The sequence below is a fragment of the Amphritea atlantica genome (assembly GCA_024397875.1).
Classification (GTDB): domain Bacteria; phylum Pseudomonadota; class Gammaproteobacteria; order Pseudomonadales; family Balneatricaceae; genus Amphritea; species Amphritea atlantica_B.
Window position 1 is genome coordinate 767,794 of sequence record CP073344.1, and the last position, 15,944, is coordinate 783,737.

The 15,944-nt window shown below is 52.1% G+C and carries 14 protein-coding genes; 7 read left to right on the forward strand and 7 right to left on the reverse strand.

The features are described from left to right. The first annotated feature begins 11 nt into the window (after positions 1–11). The 6 genes from KDX31_03445 (at position 12) to KDX31_03470 (ending at position 5,406) form a co-directional block, all read left to right on the forward strand. Positions 12–788: an ATP-binding cassette domain-containing protein gene (locus KDX31_03445; protein UTW04083.1), complete on the forward strand. Its 777-nt coding sequence runs from the start codon at positions 12–14 to the stop codon at positions 786–788. Beyond that, positions 772–1,467, forward strand: coding sequence for an ABC transporter ATP-binding protein (locus KDX31_03450; GenBank protein ID UTW04084.1), 696 nt, complete (start codon positions 772–774; stop codon positions 1,465–1,467). The genes KDX31_03445 and KDX31_03450 overlap by 17 nt, the downstream gene beginning before the upstream one ends. 1 nt (position 1,468) lies before the next feature. Then, positions 1,469–2,335, forward strand: coding sequence for a branched-chain amino acid ABC transporter permease (locus KDX31_03455; protein UTW04085.1), 867 nt, complete (start codon positions 1,469–1,471; stop codon positions 2,333–2,335). Further along, positions 2,332–3,348 carry a branched-chain amino acid ABC transporter permease gene (locus tag KDX31_03460; GenBank protein ID UTW04086.1) on the forward strand — a complete coding sequence of 339 codons (1,017 nt, stop codon included), beginning with the start codon at positions 2,332–2,334 and terminating at the stop codon, positions 3,346–3,348. Before KDX31_03455 ends, KDX31_03460 begins: the two co-directional genes overlap by 4 nt. 95 nt (positions 3,349–3,443) lie before the next feature. Next, positions 3,444–4,346 (forward strand): transporter, encoded by a 903-nt coding sequence (locus KDX31_03465; protein ID UTW04087.1) that lies wholly within the window; start codon positions 3,444–3,446, stop codon positions 4,344–4,346. 40 nt (positions 4,347–4,386) lie between these two features. Next, positions 4,387–5,406, forward strand: coding sequence for a carbon-nitrogen hydrolase family protein (locus KDX31_03470; protein UTW04088.1), 1,020 nt, complete (start codon positions 4,387–4,389; stop codon positions 5,404–5,406). 847 nt (positions 5,407–6,253) lie between these two features. On the opposite strand, the gene KDX31_03475 is transcribed toward KDX31_03470, so the two are convergent. The 7 genes from KDX31_03475 to mdlC all read right to left on the reverse strand — a co-directional run bounded on the left by KDX31_03475 (position 6,254) and on the right by mdlC (position 14,886). Then, positions 6,254–7,309, reverse strand: a complete 1,056-nt coding sequence (locus tag KDX31_03475; GenBank protein ID UTW04089.1) for a phenylacetaldoxime dehydratase family protein — start codon at positions 7,307–7,309, stop codon at positions 6,254–6,256. 32 nt (positions 7,310–7,341) lie between these two features. Further along, a complete protein-coding gene (locus tag KDX31_03480) occupies positions 7,342–8,283 on the reverse strand; it encodes a methyl-accepting chemotaxis protein (GenBank protein UTW04090.1) in 942 nt (313 codons plus the stop codon). A 210-nt stretch (positions 8,284–8,493) separates the two neighbouring features. Further along, positions 8,494–9,627 carry an alpha-hydroxy-acid oxidizing protein gene (locus KDX31_03485; protein UTW04091.1) on the reverse strand — a complete coding sequence of 378 codons (1,134 nt, stop codon included), beginning with the start codon at positions 9,625–9,627 and terminating at the stop codon, positions 8,494–8,496. Between the two features lie 79 nt (positions 9,628–9,706). Beyond that, positions 9,707–10,681 (reverse strand): 2-dehydropantoate 2-reductase, encoded by a 975-nt coding sequence (locus KDX31_03490; GenBank protein ID UTW04092.1) that lies wholly within the window; start codon positions 10,679–10,681, stop codon positions 9,707–9,709. A gap of 79 nt (positions 10,682–10,760) precedes the next feature. Continuing rightward, positions 10,761–12,212 (reverse strand): aldehyde dehydrogenase, encoded by a 1,452-nt coding sequence (locus KDX31_03495; protein ID UTW04093.1) that lies wholly within the window; start codon positions 12,210–12,212, stop codon positions 10,761–10,763. 20 nt (positions 12,213–12,232) lie between these two features. Further along, the gene (locus KDX31_03500) at positions 12,233–13,252 is read right to left on the reverse strand and encodes a TRAP transporter substrate-binding protein (protein UTW04094.1); all 1,020 of its coding nucleotides are present in this window, start codon (positions 13,250–13,252) and stop codon (positions 12,233–12,235) included. A 44-nt stretch (positions 13,253–13,296) separates the two neighbouring features. Beyond that, positions 13,297–14,886 (reverse strand): benzoylformate decarboxylase, encoded by a 1,590-nt coding sequence (mdlC, locus tag KDX31_03505; GenBank protein UTW04095.1) that lies wholly within the window; start codon positions 14,884–14,886, stop codon positions 13,297–13,299. A 100-nt stretch (positions 14,887–14,986) separates the two neighbouring features. On the opposite strand from mdlC, the gene KDX31_03510 reads away from it, so the two are divergent. After that, on the forward strand, positions 14,987–15,883 hold the full coding sequence (locus tag KDX31_03510; protein ID UTW04096.1) for a LysR family transcriptional regulator: 897 nt from the start codon (positions 14,987–14,989) through the stop codon (positions 15,881–15,883). Positions 15,884–15,944: the final 61 nt, after the last annotated feature.

Genomic DNA, 15,944 nt, shown 5'->3' on the forward strand with positions numbered 1-15,944 from the left:
TGCAGGGTGGGATGATGATTTTAGAGATGGGTGATATCCGTAAGGCGTATGGGAAAAATGTGGTTATTCCCGGCTTGAGCCTTACGGTCAATGAAGGTGAGTTTGTCGGCGTTATCGGGCCTAACGGAGCAGGTAAATCAACCCTGTTTGGTGTTATTTCCGGTGAGCATGTGGCGGATAGCGGCTCTATTCAGATGGCGGGGGAGGATATCTCCGGACTTGATGCAGCGGCACGCTGTCACCGGGGAATTGCACGGACATTCCAGATTCCCCAACCCTTTCTGGGGTTGTCAGTTTATGAAAATACCCTGGTATCGGCCACGTTTGGTGCCGGTCTGCACGGTGATGAGGCGCGCGAGTCTGCTCGCGCTGCATTGCTTAAGACCGGTTTGCTGAAACTAGCCAATAATGGGGCGGATTCTCTGACCCTGCTGCAACGGAAACGCCTCGAACTGGCGCGTGCAATCGCGACACAACCGCGTCTGTTACTGTTGGATGAGGTTGCTGGTGGGCTTACGGATGCCGAGGTTGGCGAGTTACTGGAGTTGATTGTGTCGATCAATCAAAGCGGTGTCACCGTGCTCTGGATTGAACACCTGGTGCATGCGCTGGTTTCGGTAGCTGAACGACTGGTGGTATTGGCAGAGGGGCGGATTGTTGCCGACGGTATTCCGAAAGAGGTGCTCGATGTGCCTGCGGTGCGTGAAACCTACCTCGGTTCTGATCTTGAAGATGAAGAAGCGGACGCTGTGGTAGCCCAGGCGGGAGGTGATGATGTTAGAGGTTAACAGCCTGTCGGCGTATTACGGCCTGTTTCAGGCGTTGTTCGATGTCGACCTGAGGGTGGAAGAGGGTGAGTGTATCTCCCTGATCGGCGCTAACGGAGCGGGTAAAACCACCCTGATGCGCACACTGGTTGGCGCGCTAAAGGTCGATAGCGCAAGTGTACTGTTTGAAGGTCGGCCGGTTGGGGGGCAGTCTGAACGTCAGCAACTTGCCCGGGGAGTCACTCTGGTGCCGGAAGGACGGCGGCTGTTTCCCAGTCTGACGGTACGGGAAAACATCGAACTTGCGCAGCATCACGGACGTCCCGGTAAGTGGGATACCGAGCTGCTGTTTCAGGAGCTGCCTGCGCTGGCAGAGCTGCAGAACCGCATGTCCACGGAGTTGTCCGGTGGTCAGCAACAGCTGGTGGCAATCTCCCGTGCACTGGTAACCAATCCCCGCTTACTGCTGTGCGATGAGATCTCGCTCGGTTTGTCTCCCTATGCCGTGGATGAGGTCTATCGCTTGCTGAACAGGGCGCGTAAAGACGGCATGTCAGTGGTGCTGGTTGAGCAAAATGTACAGCGTGCGCTGGCTGAAGCGGATCGTTTCTACTGTATACAGAAAGGGCGTGTGGTGCTCGATGGTCCGGCCGCTGATGCCGACCATCATGCGGTTGCTAACGCCTACTTTGGAGTTTGATATGCTGGTTTTTATCGAAACTTTGATTAATGGCCTGTTACTCGGGGCGCTCTATGCGCTGTTTGGTATGGGGTTGAGCCTGAGCCTCGGGGTGATGCGGATGATCAATATCGCCCACGGCGACTTTATTGTTCTGGGCGCTTATCTCTCAAGCGTTATTGTCATGAGCACTGATCTTGGACCGCTGGCCTCTTTACTGGTGCTGCTGCCTCTGATGTTTGTGATTGGCTGGTTGTTGCAGGTTGTGCTGTTTAATCGCGTCGTCGGCAGGGATCCGCTCTCGCCGCTGCTGCTGACCTTTGGTCTGTCGATTGTGATTCAGAACCTGTTACAGGAGGGGTTCAGTGCCGATACCCGCAGTCTGCCTGCCGGTGATCTGGCGCTTCAGGGTGTCGAACTCGGCGGTATGAGTATCGGTGTTCTGCCGTTGATCTCGGCGGTGATCAGTATCGCCGTGTTCTGGTTTATCAACCGTCTGATCCACCGCTCCCCTGTGGGGGCTGCTGTAAGGGCCGTGGCTGATGATCAGGAAACCGCCCGCCTGGTGGGGGTGAATGACAAACGTCTGTTCGCCTATATGACCGGATTAATTCTGGTGACAGTGGGTATCGCCTCGGTACTTTACGGCATGCGCACACCGTTCTCTCCGGCATCGGGGCCTGAGCGTCTGATCTTTTCCTTTGAAGCAGTCGTGCTGGGTGGGCTGGGTAATCTCTGGGGAACCTTTATGGGTGGTCTGATTATTGGCGTATCTCAGCTGTTTGGAGCCCGGATTGATACCGGTCTTGGGCCCTTTTTTGGTCATCTGGTATTTCTGCTGGCGTTGATTGCCCGCCCACAGGGCCTGTTTAAAGGGGGTAAATCATGAAATCTGAAAATCTGTCTGCGACTGCAGTAGCTGAAAACACCACCGGGGTCTCAGTGAATAAAACCTACTGGATCAAAAGCATCATTTTGCTGGGATTGCTGGGCGTACTGATTGCGTTGCCCTGGTTTACAGGCTATTCGACCCAGCGATTGATGGTTGAACTGTTTACTTTCTATGCCATCGCGCTGGCCTGGAATCTGTTAGCCGGATATGGCGGTATTGTTTCGGTGGGGCAGCATGTGTTTGTGGGTATCGGAGCCTATGCGATGTTCTCGGTTTCTACGACCTTTTCCCTCAACCCCTGGTTGGCTCTGCCTGCGTCCGTCATCGTATCAATACTGTTTGCCCTTATCTTTGCTGTACCCATGTTTCGCTTACGGGGCGCCTATTTTGCGGTAGCTACCTGGGTGTTGGCGGAGATGGCCCGCATCGCTGTGCTTAACAGCGACTGGCTGGGAGCCGGTGGCGGTATTCCTCTTACCACTATGGCCGGTATCAGTCGCTGGTTGCGCAATGCCGGGGTTTACTGGGCTGCACTGGCGGTCGGGGTTGGCTCACTGGCGGTTATCTGGTGGCTGATGCGCGGACGGCTCGGGCTGGCTCTGCTCAGTGTCCGCGACAGTGAGGCGGCGGCGTCTGCCAGCGGGGTTGATGTGCTGCGCACCAAAGTAATTCTCTGGGTGGTTGCTGCGGCTATTACCGGCACGGCGGGTGCGGTGGCGTATATGAATACGCTGCAGGTATCCCCGGGGGCAACCTTCTCGCTCAACTGGACCGCTGCGGCAATCTTTATCGCTGTACTGGGTGGTATCGGTACCCTGGAAGGACCGCTGATTGGCGTGATTGTCTACTTCCTGTTGCGCGAGTGTTTCAGCAGTTATGGCAGTTGGTATTTCATCATACTGGGGTGTATCGCCATTCTGACAATGGTGCTTGCACCGGGTGGTGCGTGGAGTCTTATTACCCGCAGAAAACAGATTGATCCGTTTGGGATACGCAGGATTTTATCCTGAATAAACCCGTTTTCTCTTAAACCTTTAACAACACAGCCCGGCTCCATGCATGAGCATGGAACGGGATAACTATGCCTTAAAATTGGAGACGCATAATGAAAAAAATCAAATACTCCGCTAATGCAGTGATTGCTGCCAGCCTGTTATTGGGCGCCGTATCAACGGTTCAGGCGGCTGAAGGGGGCGGTTCCAACTACGCCTCTGGTGGTGATAACTTTTTGATGGGGGCGGTACCTCCGCCAGGCTTCTATACCCTGGTGTTTGGCAATATGTATCGTGCCGATAAGGTGCTGGATAACAATGGTAACACCGTTACACCCGATGACTTTAAACTGTCTGCCAACGTCATTGCTCCCCGTTTTGTCTGGTCAACGCCGTATGAAATTGGCAGCGGTACGCTGGTTATGCACGGTATTTTCCCACTGGTTGATCTGAAAGTTGAAGCGATGGGCAACAGTGAACGCAAAACCGGGCTGGGCGACATCGTCTTCGGACCGGGTATTGTGCATCACCATTCGCAAAACCTTCACAGTGTGCTGGGGGTGGATTTTGTTGCTCCCACCGGGGACTACGATAAGAATGACGGCGTCAATATTGGCCGCAATTACTGGTCAACTATCGCTCTTTATACCATGTCCTATATCGATCCTGAGGGTCTTAACTGGGACTTCAAAGCAAACCTGATTTTCAACCAGGAAAACAGTGCCACTCATTACAAAACCGGTACAGAGTTTGATGTTGATTACTCTGTTGGTTTTGGCCTGGGTAATGACTGGACGGTGGGCGTCAGTGGTTATCTCTATAAACAGCTGGAAAATGATGAGCTGAATGGCGTCACTCTGGCGGATTCAAAAGGCAGTGCTTTTTCAATCGGTCCATCGGTTAAGTATATGAATGATAAGAACTGGCTGTTCACTGCCAAGTTTGAAAAAGAGTTTGAGGTGAAGAACCGCCCATCCGGCTATGCATTCCGTTTAAAAACGTCGATTCCATTTTGAAACTGATGCAAGCGGATCTTAATTAATTAGGAGTAGAGTTATGGGTATCGAACATCCCAAATATAAAGTTGCTGCAGTGCAGGCGGCCCCCGCATTTCTGGATCTGGATGGTGCGGTTGATAAAACCATTCAATATATCGACGAGGCCGCTGCCAATGGTGCAAAGCTGGTCGCATTTCCAGAGTTATGGATTCCGGGTTATCCCTGGTGGATCTGGCTGGGCGCGCCAGCCTGGGCCATTCAGAAAGGTTTTGTGCAGCGTTATTTTGACAACGCGCTGACCTACGACAGCCCTCAGGCTGAGCGTATCCGTGACGCGGTTCGACGCAATAATATTATGGTGGTTCTGGGGTTAGCAGAGCGTTCCGGAGGGACGTTGTACATTGCTCAGTGGCTGATTGCACCTGACGGTGAAACGATTGCCCAGCGGCGTAAAGTACGTCCCACCCATGGCGAGCGCACCGTGTTCGGTGAAGGTGATGGCAGTGATCTGGCCGTACATGAAACTGAGTTGGGTCGTATCGGAGCACTCAACTGTTGGGAAAATATTCTTTCGCTGAATAAATTCGCCATGTATTCACAGAATGAACAGGTGCATGTGGCCTCCTGGCCGAGCTTTACTACCTACGAGCCCTTTGCCCATGCGTTGGGGTATGAAGTGAATAATGCGGTCAGTAAGGTCTATGCCGTAGAGGGTTCGTGCTTTGTGGTAGCGCCGAGTGCTGTATTGTCTCAGGAGATGGAGGATGAGCTGTGCGATACACCCGATAAGCGTGAACTGATCCATGTGGGGGGAGGTCATGCAGTGATCTACGGCCCGGATGGCAGCCCGCTGTGCGACAAGCTGCCGGAAGATCAGGAAGGTATTCTCTATGCAGATATTGATCTGAGTGTGATTGGTGTGGCTAAAAACGCCATCGATCCGGGGGGGCACTATTCACGTCCCGATGTTACCCGGTTGCTACTGAACAAAAAACGGATGCGACCGGTAGAGCATATGGCGATGCCATTGGATTCTTTAGACGAATTCAGTCACGAAGAGGATCCAAACGAAGCATGATCAGCATTGACTCCTGAGCTTGCCGGTCGGCAATAATAACTGTTGTCGACCGGCCTTTTTAGATTTCCTTTTCTTTTGGTGCCTGAGCGATCAGGTGCCTTTTTTTATGTCTGAAATTTGTGGTAAATCTTGATGCCAGACGTCGGGCTCGGCTCTCTATAAGGGCAGGAAGGTCGTCAGTTAAGATCTGGCCCAAGCTACCAACGTAATAATTTAAGGTGTGTCGTAATGACCTGCCTTTTTTTGAGTTCATCGCGCTCTATCGGAAAAGGATGCCAGCATATTTGATATTCTGTGGAGCGATACAACAGCCTGAAAGAGACTCACCACAGAGTACACGGAGAGCACAGAGAAAACCTTATCACTTCCTTATATTTGTCAGCGTCAACTATCCAGGCCTCCGCCCGCCGGTTTTGGAACTGTATCCTAAAACGTCAGGCGTTCGGCTTTTACCGCCTACAAAAGATCGCTTGGCAGAGATTTTATATATTTGGAGAGCGCACCTATCCGACTTAAACTGGGAAGATATCAACACTTTCTACATTCTTCCCCATAACACGCGAAGAACCTTTTTTTTAGCGGGTAGGTTGGGATGAACAAAGCGCGCTTTACGAAGTTCAGTGCAGTGCCCGGCAACAGGTTGGGATTCGCTTCGCTCCCCAACCTATATTACCTGCATTACCTGCGGTTTAGGGTATGGAGCTGATCGTTTTTTGATAGCGGGTAGGTTGGGGTGAACAAAGCGTGCTTTACGAAGTCCAGTACAGTGCTCGACAACAGGTTGGAGTTCGCGAAAGTAGCCCGGAAAAGCTTCCGGGCATATGCAGCCGTGTCTTAGGCTGGGAGATCAGACCTCGGAATAGGGTAATATCTCAAGCAGGCCTGTTTTATGATGGCAGTTGAGGTATTCAAAGAGAGGGTTCTGCTCGGGGATTGTTGCCACTTCATGCCATAAACGAAGCTGCATGTCTGCTCCCAGCTCTGTGGCGTACTGAATGAAAGAGTTGAAGATTCTTAAATGGGTAGGGTGTGATTTGGCCCACTCTTCTAAATGCTTCAGCGATACGAAGTGTACCAGCCCGAACGTTTTCTTCTGTCGTGAGCCCTGGGCATCGGTTTCCGTTAAAACCCGGCAGCTATAACAACCAGTCGAATCATAGTTCTGACTTAAAAATGCCATTCCTTCAGCAAAATAGGGTTCTACTTCCGCTTTAAAACGCGCTAGTTCTTCAGCACCTACCTGCTCAAAATTTTGTCCGGAGCGTATCACCGCACAATTAAGCGGAACGTTAACGGTCAGATGTTTCCCTTGTGTGTTGGTATTGCCCGAGCGATGTTGGGGAGCATCAGCGTTCATCGGATCGGTGCCCGACAGTGCTATCCGGTCACGCATACCTCCCCAGTAGTTATGTTCCCTTACAAGCTTTTTACAGTGATGGCCGGGGCCAACATCTGCAGAGCCTGAGTCTATTGATTCATGTGAAAATAAATTCTCAAATCTTTCTGCCGGGATAGAGAGCAGCTCTCTAAAAACGCCGGCTGCGGCAGTGAGTCTCTCGGGTGCGTTCCAGTATTGTTTGAATTCCGTATTGGAACCCCACTGTTCATGATCATCAGCTTTGTTCCAATAGCCAATCAGTAGCCAGGTGTAGTAGCCCTGAGCATCAGTGTACTCGGCATATTCACATTTCAGTGGAGTATAATCGCAGTCGGTTGATGTGACTGTAGATATCCAGTTTTGGAACTCTTTTACTTCCTGAGCATCCTTACCTTTGGTTGTCTGAATCCCATAATAAGCGATGAAAATATGTTCGTGATGATTATCGCTACTCCATGCCGGAACCGGAGGCTCCCAGTCGTGTGGCATCTGTTGGGGAATTGTTCTTTTGTTTGAGGATGACATAAGTATTACCTTAATTGTTATATGGGGCGTGCTTAAATCGAAAACTTATCCATCCGCTCCCTCAGATCGTATACCAGTTTATTGAGTTCGCTGCTGGCTGAAGAGGTGGCGTGAACCTTATCGTGAACGATGAGTGCGTCACTGTTGATATTTTCCAGGTTCAGCTCAATCTCTTGCGCGACCCGGCTCTGCTCTTCTGTAGCGCTGGCAATAATCAGGTTGCCATCGTTAATGCTTTCCATCGTTGATATAAAATATTGCAGTGTTTCGTCTGTTTTTTTTGCAATGCTTAATGTTGTCAGCGCTGTTTCCGTGATGCTGATTAAGTCGGCAATAACGCCTTTCCTATGGCTGTCAATTGAGGACACCAGCGCTTGATCAATGATTTTCTGGGCCATATTGTTAAGGTCAATGACAGTAGCCATGACCCCAATAACCTGGTTGTTTCTGGCACTTTTTATGGGTGGCAGAAGCATAAATACCTGCCTGCCGGTGATGGGTGAAATTTGCGGATGGGTTAACCGTGCCTCACCTGTTTCTCTGACAATGAAGAGGTCAGGAAAATTTTTGTCATTCAGGCTGAAACCTTCCGATGCCCCGTTAATGCCGTCGATCAGAATCTGTCGGTTAAATTCAATAAAGACGTTTTCATAAATGCCATCGCCTGCCTGAAGTACATTTTTCAGGAACGCTCTGAGTGCCTTTTTATCTTTCTGAGAGTCCTGGGTAATGGTGTATTCAAAGTGAGGCGTTCTGGTAAGATTCTCGTTTTGTCTAAGCAGATTTTGAAAAGTCTGTTCCAGTTGGTGTTTCTTTTCTGTGGTGACGGACCTGAGATAATTTTTCGTATCACTATCAACGATCCCTGTTGCTAAACTATTTATAGAGTAAAAAATTATGCTCATTGCGACGCTTAGGAAAAGGATCGAAAAAATAACCATTTTAATAAAAATAGATCTGCTTTTTTTGTCCATATATGCACAGTTCGGTGAGTAGTTGGATGCTCTTTTAGAGTCTATCTGTAAAGACTGAGCTGGGGTTTATTTCTGCGGGATCTAATATATGGTTGAAACGGAAGAGATGAGAGTGTGCGTTTGAGTAACTGCATCTGTGGCGATCGCGGGCTGTGAGTACAGCGACCCCTTTGGGCTCTGAGCTGTACTAATATGGCGTTATCTCATGTCTCAGAAAGGCGATTTAACATAATCGGGGGTGAGGGCTGAGGTGGAGGGACAGCCAACGTTTGCCAGGGTGCGGTCAATATCCGCTAAAATCATACTCAGGGAATGATCGACGCCGGCTTCACCCTGTGCGGCCAGCCCGTAGAGGAGAGCCCGGCCCAGCAGTACACCTTTAGCACCCATGGCGATTGCTTTGACGATATCGGTACCGCGGCGAAAACCACTGTCGATCAGTATCGGTTTGTCAGTTGCCGCAACACTCTGTGCCAGAGTCTCTATCGGTGCCACGCAGGTGTCGAGTTGTCGCCCGCCATGATTGGATAAGATGACGCCATCCGCGCCTTCACTGATACAGCGTACAGCGTCGTCCGGGTGGATTATGCCTTTTACCAGCAGTGTGTGGGGCCATAGCTCACGCAGCCAGCGAAGTGCTTGCCAGTCAAAACTGGCATCCATCTGTCGTGATAACAGGGCTGCCTGCAACTCTGTGTCACTGGCATCGGCAGTCTTAAAGTTGGCGAGTTCAGGGACGCCATGCTTGAGCAGGGCCATCGACCAGCCGGGGTGGAGACAGCCATCCAGTATAACTTTTGGCGTATATTTAACCGGTATACCAAAGTCGTTTCTCAGATCCCGCTCACGGAAACCATTGACGGCCACATCAGTGGTGAGAATCAGAGTGGTATAGCCGCTGTTTAAGGCGCGTTCCACCAGCTGTTGCGCCAGCGTTCTGTGAAGCACATACAGCTGGAACCATTTTTCGCCGTTGCTGCAGCGAGCAACCGTTTCAATCGAGCTGTTGGATGCCGTCGACAGAATAAAGGGGATGTTAAACTTCGCCGCCGAACGTGCCAGCGCAAGATCACCCTTGGGCCAGAGAATACCGTTCAGCCCGGTGGGGGCAATTGCCAACGGTGCAGCAAACTGCTTGCCGAACAGCTCAGTTTCCAGTGTCCGGCTACTGACATCCAGAAGTCGTTTGGGTGTCAAACGGATGCTGGAAAGTGCCACCTGGTTGTGGCTCAGGCTGTGTTCCTCATCGGCCCCGCCGTCTAAATAATCAAATACCATCCGTGGCAGGCGTTTTCTGGCCAGCTCCCGATAGTCTTCTATCTTGATAGGATCTGCGATACTCATAGTAATTCCTTAATTATGTCGCCATTCATCGCAGTGATGATGACGTCTACCGGGAATATGCTGTCAGAGCGGTTTAACCTCAGACGGATACTGCCAGATGCTGTTTTAGTTTAACCAGTTGGCAGAGGGTTCTGTTGACCGGTGCGTCGATACCGGTTTCAGTGGCTGCCATGACAATGGCTCCATTGATGGAGTCGATCTCAGTGGCCCGGCCGTTTTCAATATCCTGCAACATTGAGGGTTTATGGTTTGGGTGCTCTCGCATCGCCATCTCAACATTGTCCCAGATATGCGCTTCGTCGAGAGTGATCCCCTTCGCTTTACCGGTGAGAACGGTCTCATGCACCACACTGCGTGCCAACTGAACCGAATCTTCAACCTCCGCAATACGTCCGGGTGTGGCTCCCGTCACGGCACAGATTGAGTTCAGGGCGGCATTAAAGGCCACCTTCGACCAGATTACGGAGTGGATATCCGGGTCCAGTACTGAGGTCAGTCCAGCGCTATTGAAAAGGGCTGCCAGGTGATCAACCCATTCCGGGTGTTGCGTGTTGGCATCCATCATGCGTGAGCTGGATGGTCCGTGGGACACCACATGACCGGGACTGTGAAGGTCGGCAGGGACCAGCGTTGTGCCTACGGCAATGCGGCTGAGATCGTGATGCTGCGCTATTTTGTCCGCATTTCCCAGACCGTTCTGTAACGACAGGATAACCGTATCGGTTTTAAGCAAATGCTGTATCGACCGCATCGCGTCGTCGGTGTGCATGGTTTTGGTGAACAGAATCACCAGATCGGCAGGGGCTGTAACATCCGCAGCCAGTGCGGCCGTGGCAGGCATTTCGCTACGCCCTGCATCGGTTTCCAGGATCAGTCCCTGGCGGTTGATGGTGGCAATCTGTTCCGGGTTTACATCGATAAAGGTCACCCGGTGACCCGCTTTAAGCAGGAGGCCACCAAAATAGCAACCCATGGCTCCCGCGCCAACCACCGCGATATGTGGTTGTGCCGTCAGTGCCGATGCGGATGTTTGAGCGAGTGAGTTATCAGACATGAAAGTGCTCCGGTAAAGGTGTTAATAGTGCCGCAGAGGGGTACAGCCTCCGCGGCAGAAGAGATATCGCTGGTGCGAATCAGATGGGATAGTGTCTAGGGCCAAGCTGAATAGTCATCCAGCGCAGTTCGGTAAACTCTTCAATCCCGGCTTTACCACCAAAGCGACCATAACCACTGGATTTAACTCCACCGAACGGCATCTGTGGCTCATCATGGACGGTCGGTGCATTGATATGACAGATACCCGATTCGATCCGTTTGGCAACGGCCAGCGCCCGGGCAATATCCTTGCTGAATACTGCTGCCGACAGACCATATTCACTGTCGTTCGCCAGACGGACCGCTTCATCTTCATCTTTGACACGAATCATCGCCACCAACGGGCCAAAAGATTCTTCGCTGTAAAGGCGCATATCTGAGGTGACGTTATCGACCAGGGTTGCCTGCATGATGACACCTTCAGCCTTGCCACCCGATAGCGGGTTGGCGCCCTTGCTTAGGGCATCTTCGAGCAGGTCGTTGAGTTTGAGACCGGCCTGAGTGCTGATCAGAGTACCGAGTTGATTGTTACTGTCCTGCGGATCTCCGGCGACCAGTGTTTTAGCTTTGGCAGCCAGTTTGCTGGCGAACTCATCCGCTACTGAATCAACCACGATCAGCCGTTCGGTGGACATACAGATCTGCCCCTGGTTGAAAAATGCCCCAAAGGCCGCCGCTTCAACCGCTGCGTCCAGGTCGGCATCTTCCAGCACAACAAAGGGGGCTTTGCCGCCCAGCTCCAGCAGCACCGGTTTCAGATAACGTGCGGCTTTTTCGGCGATGATTTTGCCGATACCGGTAGAGCCGGTGAAGTTGATACGGCGCACGCCTTCATGCTCAATCAGGGCTGTTACTACTTCACCCGCCTGTTCCGGGGCGTTAGTGATGACATTGACGATACCGTCACCGAGACCGGCTTCGTTAAGTACCTGACCGATCAGCTGGTGGGTGGCCGGACACTGTTCCGAGGCTTTCAGTACCACGGTGTTACCGCAGGCGATCGGTGTCGCGATAGCCCGTGTACCCAGAATAATCGGCGCGTTCCAGGGGGCGATACCCAGTACTACCCCGCAAGGGACACGGATACCCATCGCCATATTGTCAGGCACATTTGAAGGAATGATTTCACCGCCAACCTGTGTGGTCAGCGATGCCGCTTCCCGCAGAACCCCTGCCGCGATCATGACATTGAATCCGGCCCAGGCTGGGGTGGCACCTGTTTCTGCCATCATCCGGCTAATAAACTCATCCTGATAGGACTCCATAATATCAGCCGCTTTGAGTAGTTTCGCCCGGCGTTCACCAACGCCGGACTGGGACCAGGTTTTAAAAGCGGTTGCCGCAGCGGTTGCTGCCGCCCTGGCATCATCGGCAGTGGCTGCAGCGGCTACGGTGACCACTTCAGCGCTGAGTGGATTACAGCGCTGAAAGGTTGCATTCTTAGTGGCTGGCTGATCTTTACCGGCGATTAACAAAGAGATGTTGTTCATCTGATTACCCTTTTCTTGTTTTATGCTTCGCACTTGCTACGCAGTTCGGTGGCTTTTTTGTACACTTCACGGGCGGTGGTGGCGCCACGTTCTTCAATGTTTCTGAGATATTTCTCAGTACCATTTTTAAGCGGCATACCCCATTCAGGATCGTTCAGCGGATCGTTAATAACATGGATGCTATCCCCCTGCGCTTTGGCCTCGGCCAGGCCTTCCTGATCCAGACGGTTAAATACTTTGGCCGCTTTCATCGCCCATTTCATACCACTGTTATCATCAATAACCTTTTTCAGCTCAGGTGAGAGGCTTTCGTAAGTACGCTTATTCATTGTAGCGACAAAGGTGCTGCTGCCATACGGGATCTGGACATGATGGTTTGTCAGTTCATTGATGCGGAAGATCTTCATCGCTTCAAACGGAAAGCTCAGACCGTCAACCACACCGCGCTCCAGCGCTTCGTAAATGCCTGGAGCCGGAATACCAACGGGTGCTGCCCCCATCTCAGCCAGCATCGAGCCGGCAACTTCATTGGGACGACGCATTCTCAGTCCGGCAAGATCAGCCGGTACCTTAACCTCTTTCTCCCGGGTATGCAGATATGCGGGGCCGGTGGAAAACATAAACAGCACGTGGGTGTCATCGTATTCATGAGCCACGTCGCCTGAGTCATACAGGCTTTGGAGGATACAGGAACCCTGAAAGGCTGATGCCGTTATGCCGGGTAGCTCTACGATCTCTGTCAGTGGAAAACGCCCGGCGGAGTAACCCTGAACCACGCCGGTAATATCTGCCAGACCATTGACCGCACCATCGTATGATTTAGCGGCTTTTACCAGTGTTTGCGATGGATACATATCAATCTTTATCTGACCATTTGACGCGTCTTCAACGGTTTTGGCCCAGGCTTCAAACACCTCAGTGTTGACTGCTGACGTTGCCGGCCAGAAGTGTGCAAAACGCAGAGTCTCGGTTGCAGAACTGGCGCCAGTTGCGAATGCCAGTGACGCCGCTAATGCTATTTTGGGGAATAGTTTTGTCATTATTATGTTCCTTTCTTAGTCATTATTTTTGTTTTATCTGTTGCTCAGGGTTCAATCGTCGTGGTGGGTATTTCCAGCAGCACCGGCCCCTTTGCTTTGAGCGCATTTTTAAATTCAGTCTGAAACTGTTCACGGCTGTTTATCTCAATGGATTCGACACCATAGCCTTGGGCGATGGCACAGAAATCCAGTCCGGGGACATCCAGTCCTGGAGAGTCTTCAGCGTCCAGAATGCGGGAAAACCAGCGTAAGGCACCGTAGGTTCCATTTTTCAGGATGATAAAAATCACCGGAATCTGATATTGAGCGGCGGTCCAGAGTGCGGTGATGGCATAGTTGGCTGAGCCATCGCCGATAACACCAATCACCTGTCGGTCAGGTTGGGCCAGTTGCACTCCCACCGCAGCGGGTAAACCAAAGCCCAGACCGCCAGCCGCAGGGAAGAAATAACTCCCCTGATGACGCATCTCAACCCGCTGCCAGAAGGCAGTAACAGTGGAGGTGGATTCTTTAACGTAGATTGCATCATCCGGTGCCAGCGCGTTGAGCTCATCGAAGATGATCTCCGGCGTCAGCGGACCTTCCGTCACATCCGGGGCTGGAACAGGAACGGGAAGTGCCACAGGCATACTGCGCTGGGTCTGTCGTGTCGCTTTCAGCAGCGCGCTCAGCATGCCACTGATATCGCCCACCAGCGCATCACCCATGGGGGCTCTTGAGGCTTCCTGCAGATCGCAGGTCAGTTGCACCAGTTCTGCGCCTTCTGGCAGATAGCGGCCAGGGGCGTGTTGATGATAACGAAATACCGGCGCACCGATAACGATGATCAGATCATGACCCGCAAGCTTTGCGGATACCCCGGCAACGGCTGCCGGGAGGGTGCCGCGGAAACAGGCATGACGGGTCGGGAAAGGACAGCGGGGTGCAGAAGGCGCCACCCATACCGGCGCGGCAATTTTTTCAGCCAGCTGTACCGCTAACTCGTTGGCATGATAAGCGTCGATGTCGGGGCCAAGTACCAGCACCGGGTTTTCTGCGTTATTCAACCGGTCGGCCAGTTTAGTCAGTTGTGCAGTCGAGGGCATACCTGCGGTGGCAACGTCACGGTCTGCCAGCAGCAGGGCATCATCATCAACCTCCTGCTGCCAGTCATCATGGGGAATAGAAACGTAGACCGGGCCCCGCGCGGGCTGAGTCGCCATATGGATCGCCTGGCTGATGGCCCGGGGGACATCACCATGCCAGCTGGGCTCGTAGCTCCATTTCACCAGTGGACGGGGAAGCTGGGTTGCGTCAACATTTGACAGCATCGACTCAACCCCCACCAGCGAGCGGGCCTGCTGGCCAGCGGTGACAACCAGTGGCGAATGAGAATACCAGGCGTTGGTCAGCGCACCCATGGCGTTGCCGGTTCCGGCCGCCGCATGGAGGTTGACCATCGCCGGTTCACCGCTGGACAGCGCGTATCCGTCGGCTATCCCCATCACAACACCTTCATGAAGGCCTAAGATATATTCAAAGTCTTGAGGAAAATCCTTGAGGAATGGCAACTCATTAGAACCCGGATTGCCAAAGATTTTGTTGATACCTTGTTTACGCAGTAGCTGGTAGGTTGCTGAATGCACTGTTGCCATTGTTATCGTCTCGATTAATTAACACTTGCCCCTACCATATAAAGACTGCTTTAATTTATCCAATTGATAGTATTTCTATATAAAATAGATGGTATTTATTTTGCCCAGTATCGATCTCAATCTTATCCGCACCTTTGTCACCCTCTATGAAGCCAAAAGTGTCACCCTGGCGGCGGATAAACTGTTTGTCACTCAACCATCGGTTAGTTATGCGTTGTCCCGATTAAGGGAGATCTTCAAGGACCGCTTATTTGTGCGGGGCAGGGAGGGGATGGAGCCAACCGTCTACGCCACACAGCTGTACGGGGTGTTTCGCGATTCGTTGCAGACCATCGAACACACCGTGGACAGCGCGCGTAATTTTGAAGCGTCGGTGACGGAGAAACGCTTCACGCTGGCGATGACGGATCTGGGTGAGATGGCACTGCTGCCCTATATATTCAAAAAGCTTCAGCAGCAGGCACCGGGCGTTGAGCTGGAGGTGTTGCCACTGGAGATCGACAAGGTGGAGGAGTGGCTTTCAAGCGGGAAAGTGGATGCGGTGATCTGTAGCCGGACTATTCCCGGGGCGCAAATTGAGCGTCGGGTGATACTGGAAGAGAGCTATGTCTGTGTCATGCACCAGCAGTTCGCCCCGGATTGTGATGAACTGACACTCGAACAGTTCATGAACCAGAAACATGCACTGGTGACGCGCAGCCTGGGTCATGGTTTAGCGGAAGAGGTTCTGGCTGATATGGGGCTGCAGCGCAAAGTCAGTTTAGTGTTGCCGCATTTTTCGGTGCTGCCATCATTGCTTAAACATTCACCGTTAATGGTTATTCTGCCACGTAAAATTGCCTTCGCTTTTTCCGAAATTGTGCCTCTGAAGATCTATTCGTTGCCGTTTGCGGTGCCTTCGTTTGAGGTGGCCCTGTACTGGTCCAGACGCGGTCTGGAGTCTCCTGCACTGCACTGGTTTCGTGAAATAATTGCTGAAGCGGTAGGGGTTGAATAAGGTGATGTTTCAGCTGCTTTAGTCCGCCTGTTTTTATGAACAGGATGTCTGGTATCTTGAC

Excerpts from the sequence above, each read along its gene's own strand:
- KDX31_03480 (UTW04090.1), bottom strand. The coding sequence starts at position 8,283 with ATGGACAAAAAAAGCAGATCTATTTTTATTAAAATGGTTATTTTTTCG.
- KDX31_03455 (UTW04085.1), top strand. The coding sequence starts at position 1,469 with ATGCTGGTTTTTATCGAAACTTTGATTAATGGCCTGTTACTCGGGGCG.
- KDX31_03490 (UTW04092.1), bottom strand. The coding sequence starts at position 10,681 with ATGTCTGATAACTCACTCGCTCAAACATCCGCATCGGCACTGACGGCA.
- KDX31_03485 (UTW04091.1), bottom strand. The coding sequence starts at position 9,627 with ATGAGTATCGCAGATCCTATCAAGATAGAAGACTATCGGGAGCTGGCC.
- KDX31_03450 (UTW04084.1), top strand. The coding sequence starts at position 772 with ATGATGTTAGAGGTTAACAGCCTGTCGGCGTATTACGGCCTGTTTCAG.
- KDX31_03475 (UTW04089.1), bottom strand. The coding sequence starts at position 7,309 with ATGTCATCCTCAAACAAAAGAACAATTCCCCAACAGATGCCACACGAC.
- mdlC (UTW04095.1), bottom strand. The coding sequence starts at position 14,886 with ATGGCAACAGTGCATTCAGCAACCTACCAGCTACTGCGTAAACAAGGT.
- KDX31_03445 (UTW04083.1), top strand. The coding sequence starts at position 12 with ATGATGATTTTAGAGATGGGTGATATCCGTAAGGCGTATGGGAAAAAT.
- KDX31_03470 (UTW04088.1), top strand. The coding sequence starts at position 4,387 with ATGGGTATCGAACATCCCAAATATAAAGTTGCTGCAGTGCAGGCGGCC.
- KDX31_03465 (UTW04087.1), top strand. The coding sequence starts at position 3,444 with ATGAAAAAAATCAAATACTCCGCTAATGCAGTGATTGCTGCCAGCCTG.
- KDX31_03460 (UTW04086.1), top strand. The coding sequence starts at position 2,332 with ATGAAATCTGAAAATCTGTCTGCGACTGCAGTAGCTGAAAACACCACC.
- KDX31_03495 (UTW04093.1), bottom strand. The coding sequence starts at position 12,212 with ATGAACAACATCTCTTTGTTAATCGCCGGTAAAGATCAGCCAGCCACT.
- KDX31_03500 (UTW04094.1), bottom strand. The coding sequence starts at position 13,252 with ATGACAAAACTATTCCCCAAAATAGCATTAGCGGCGTCACTGGCATTC.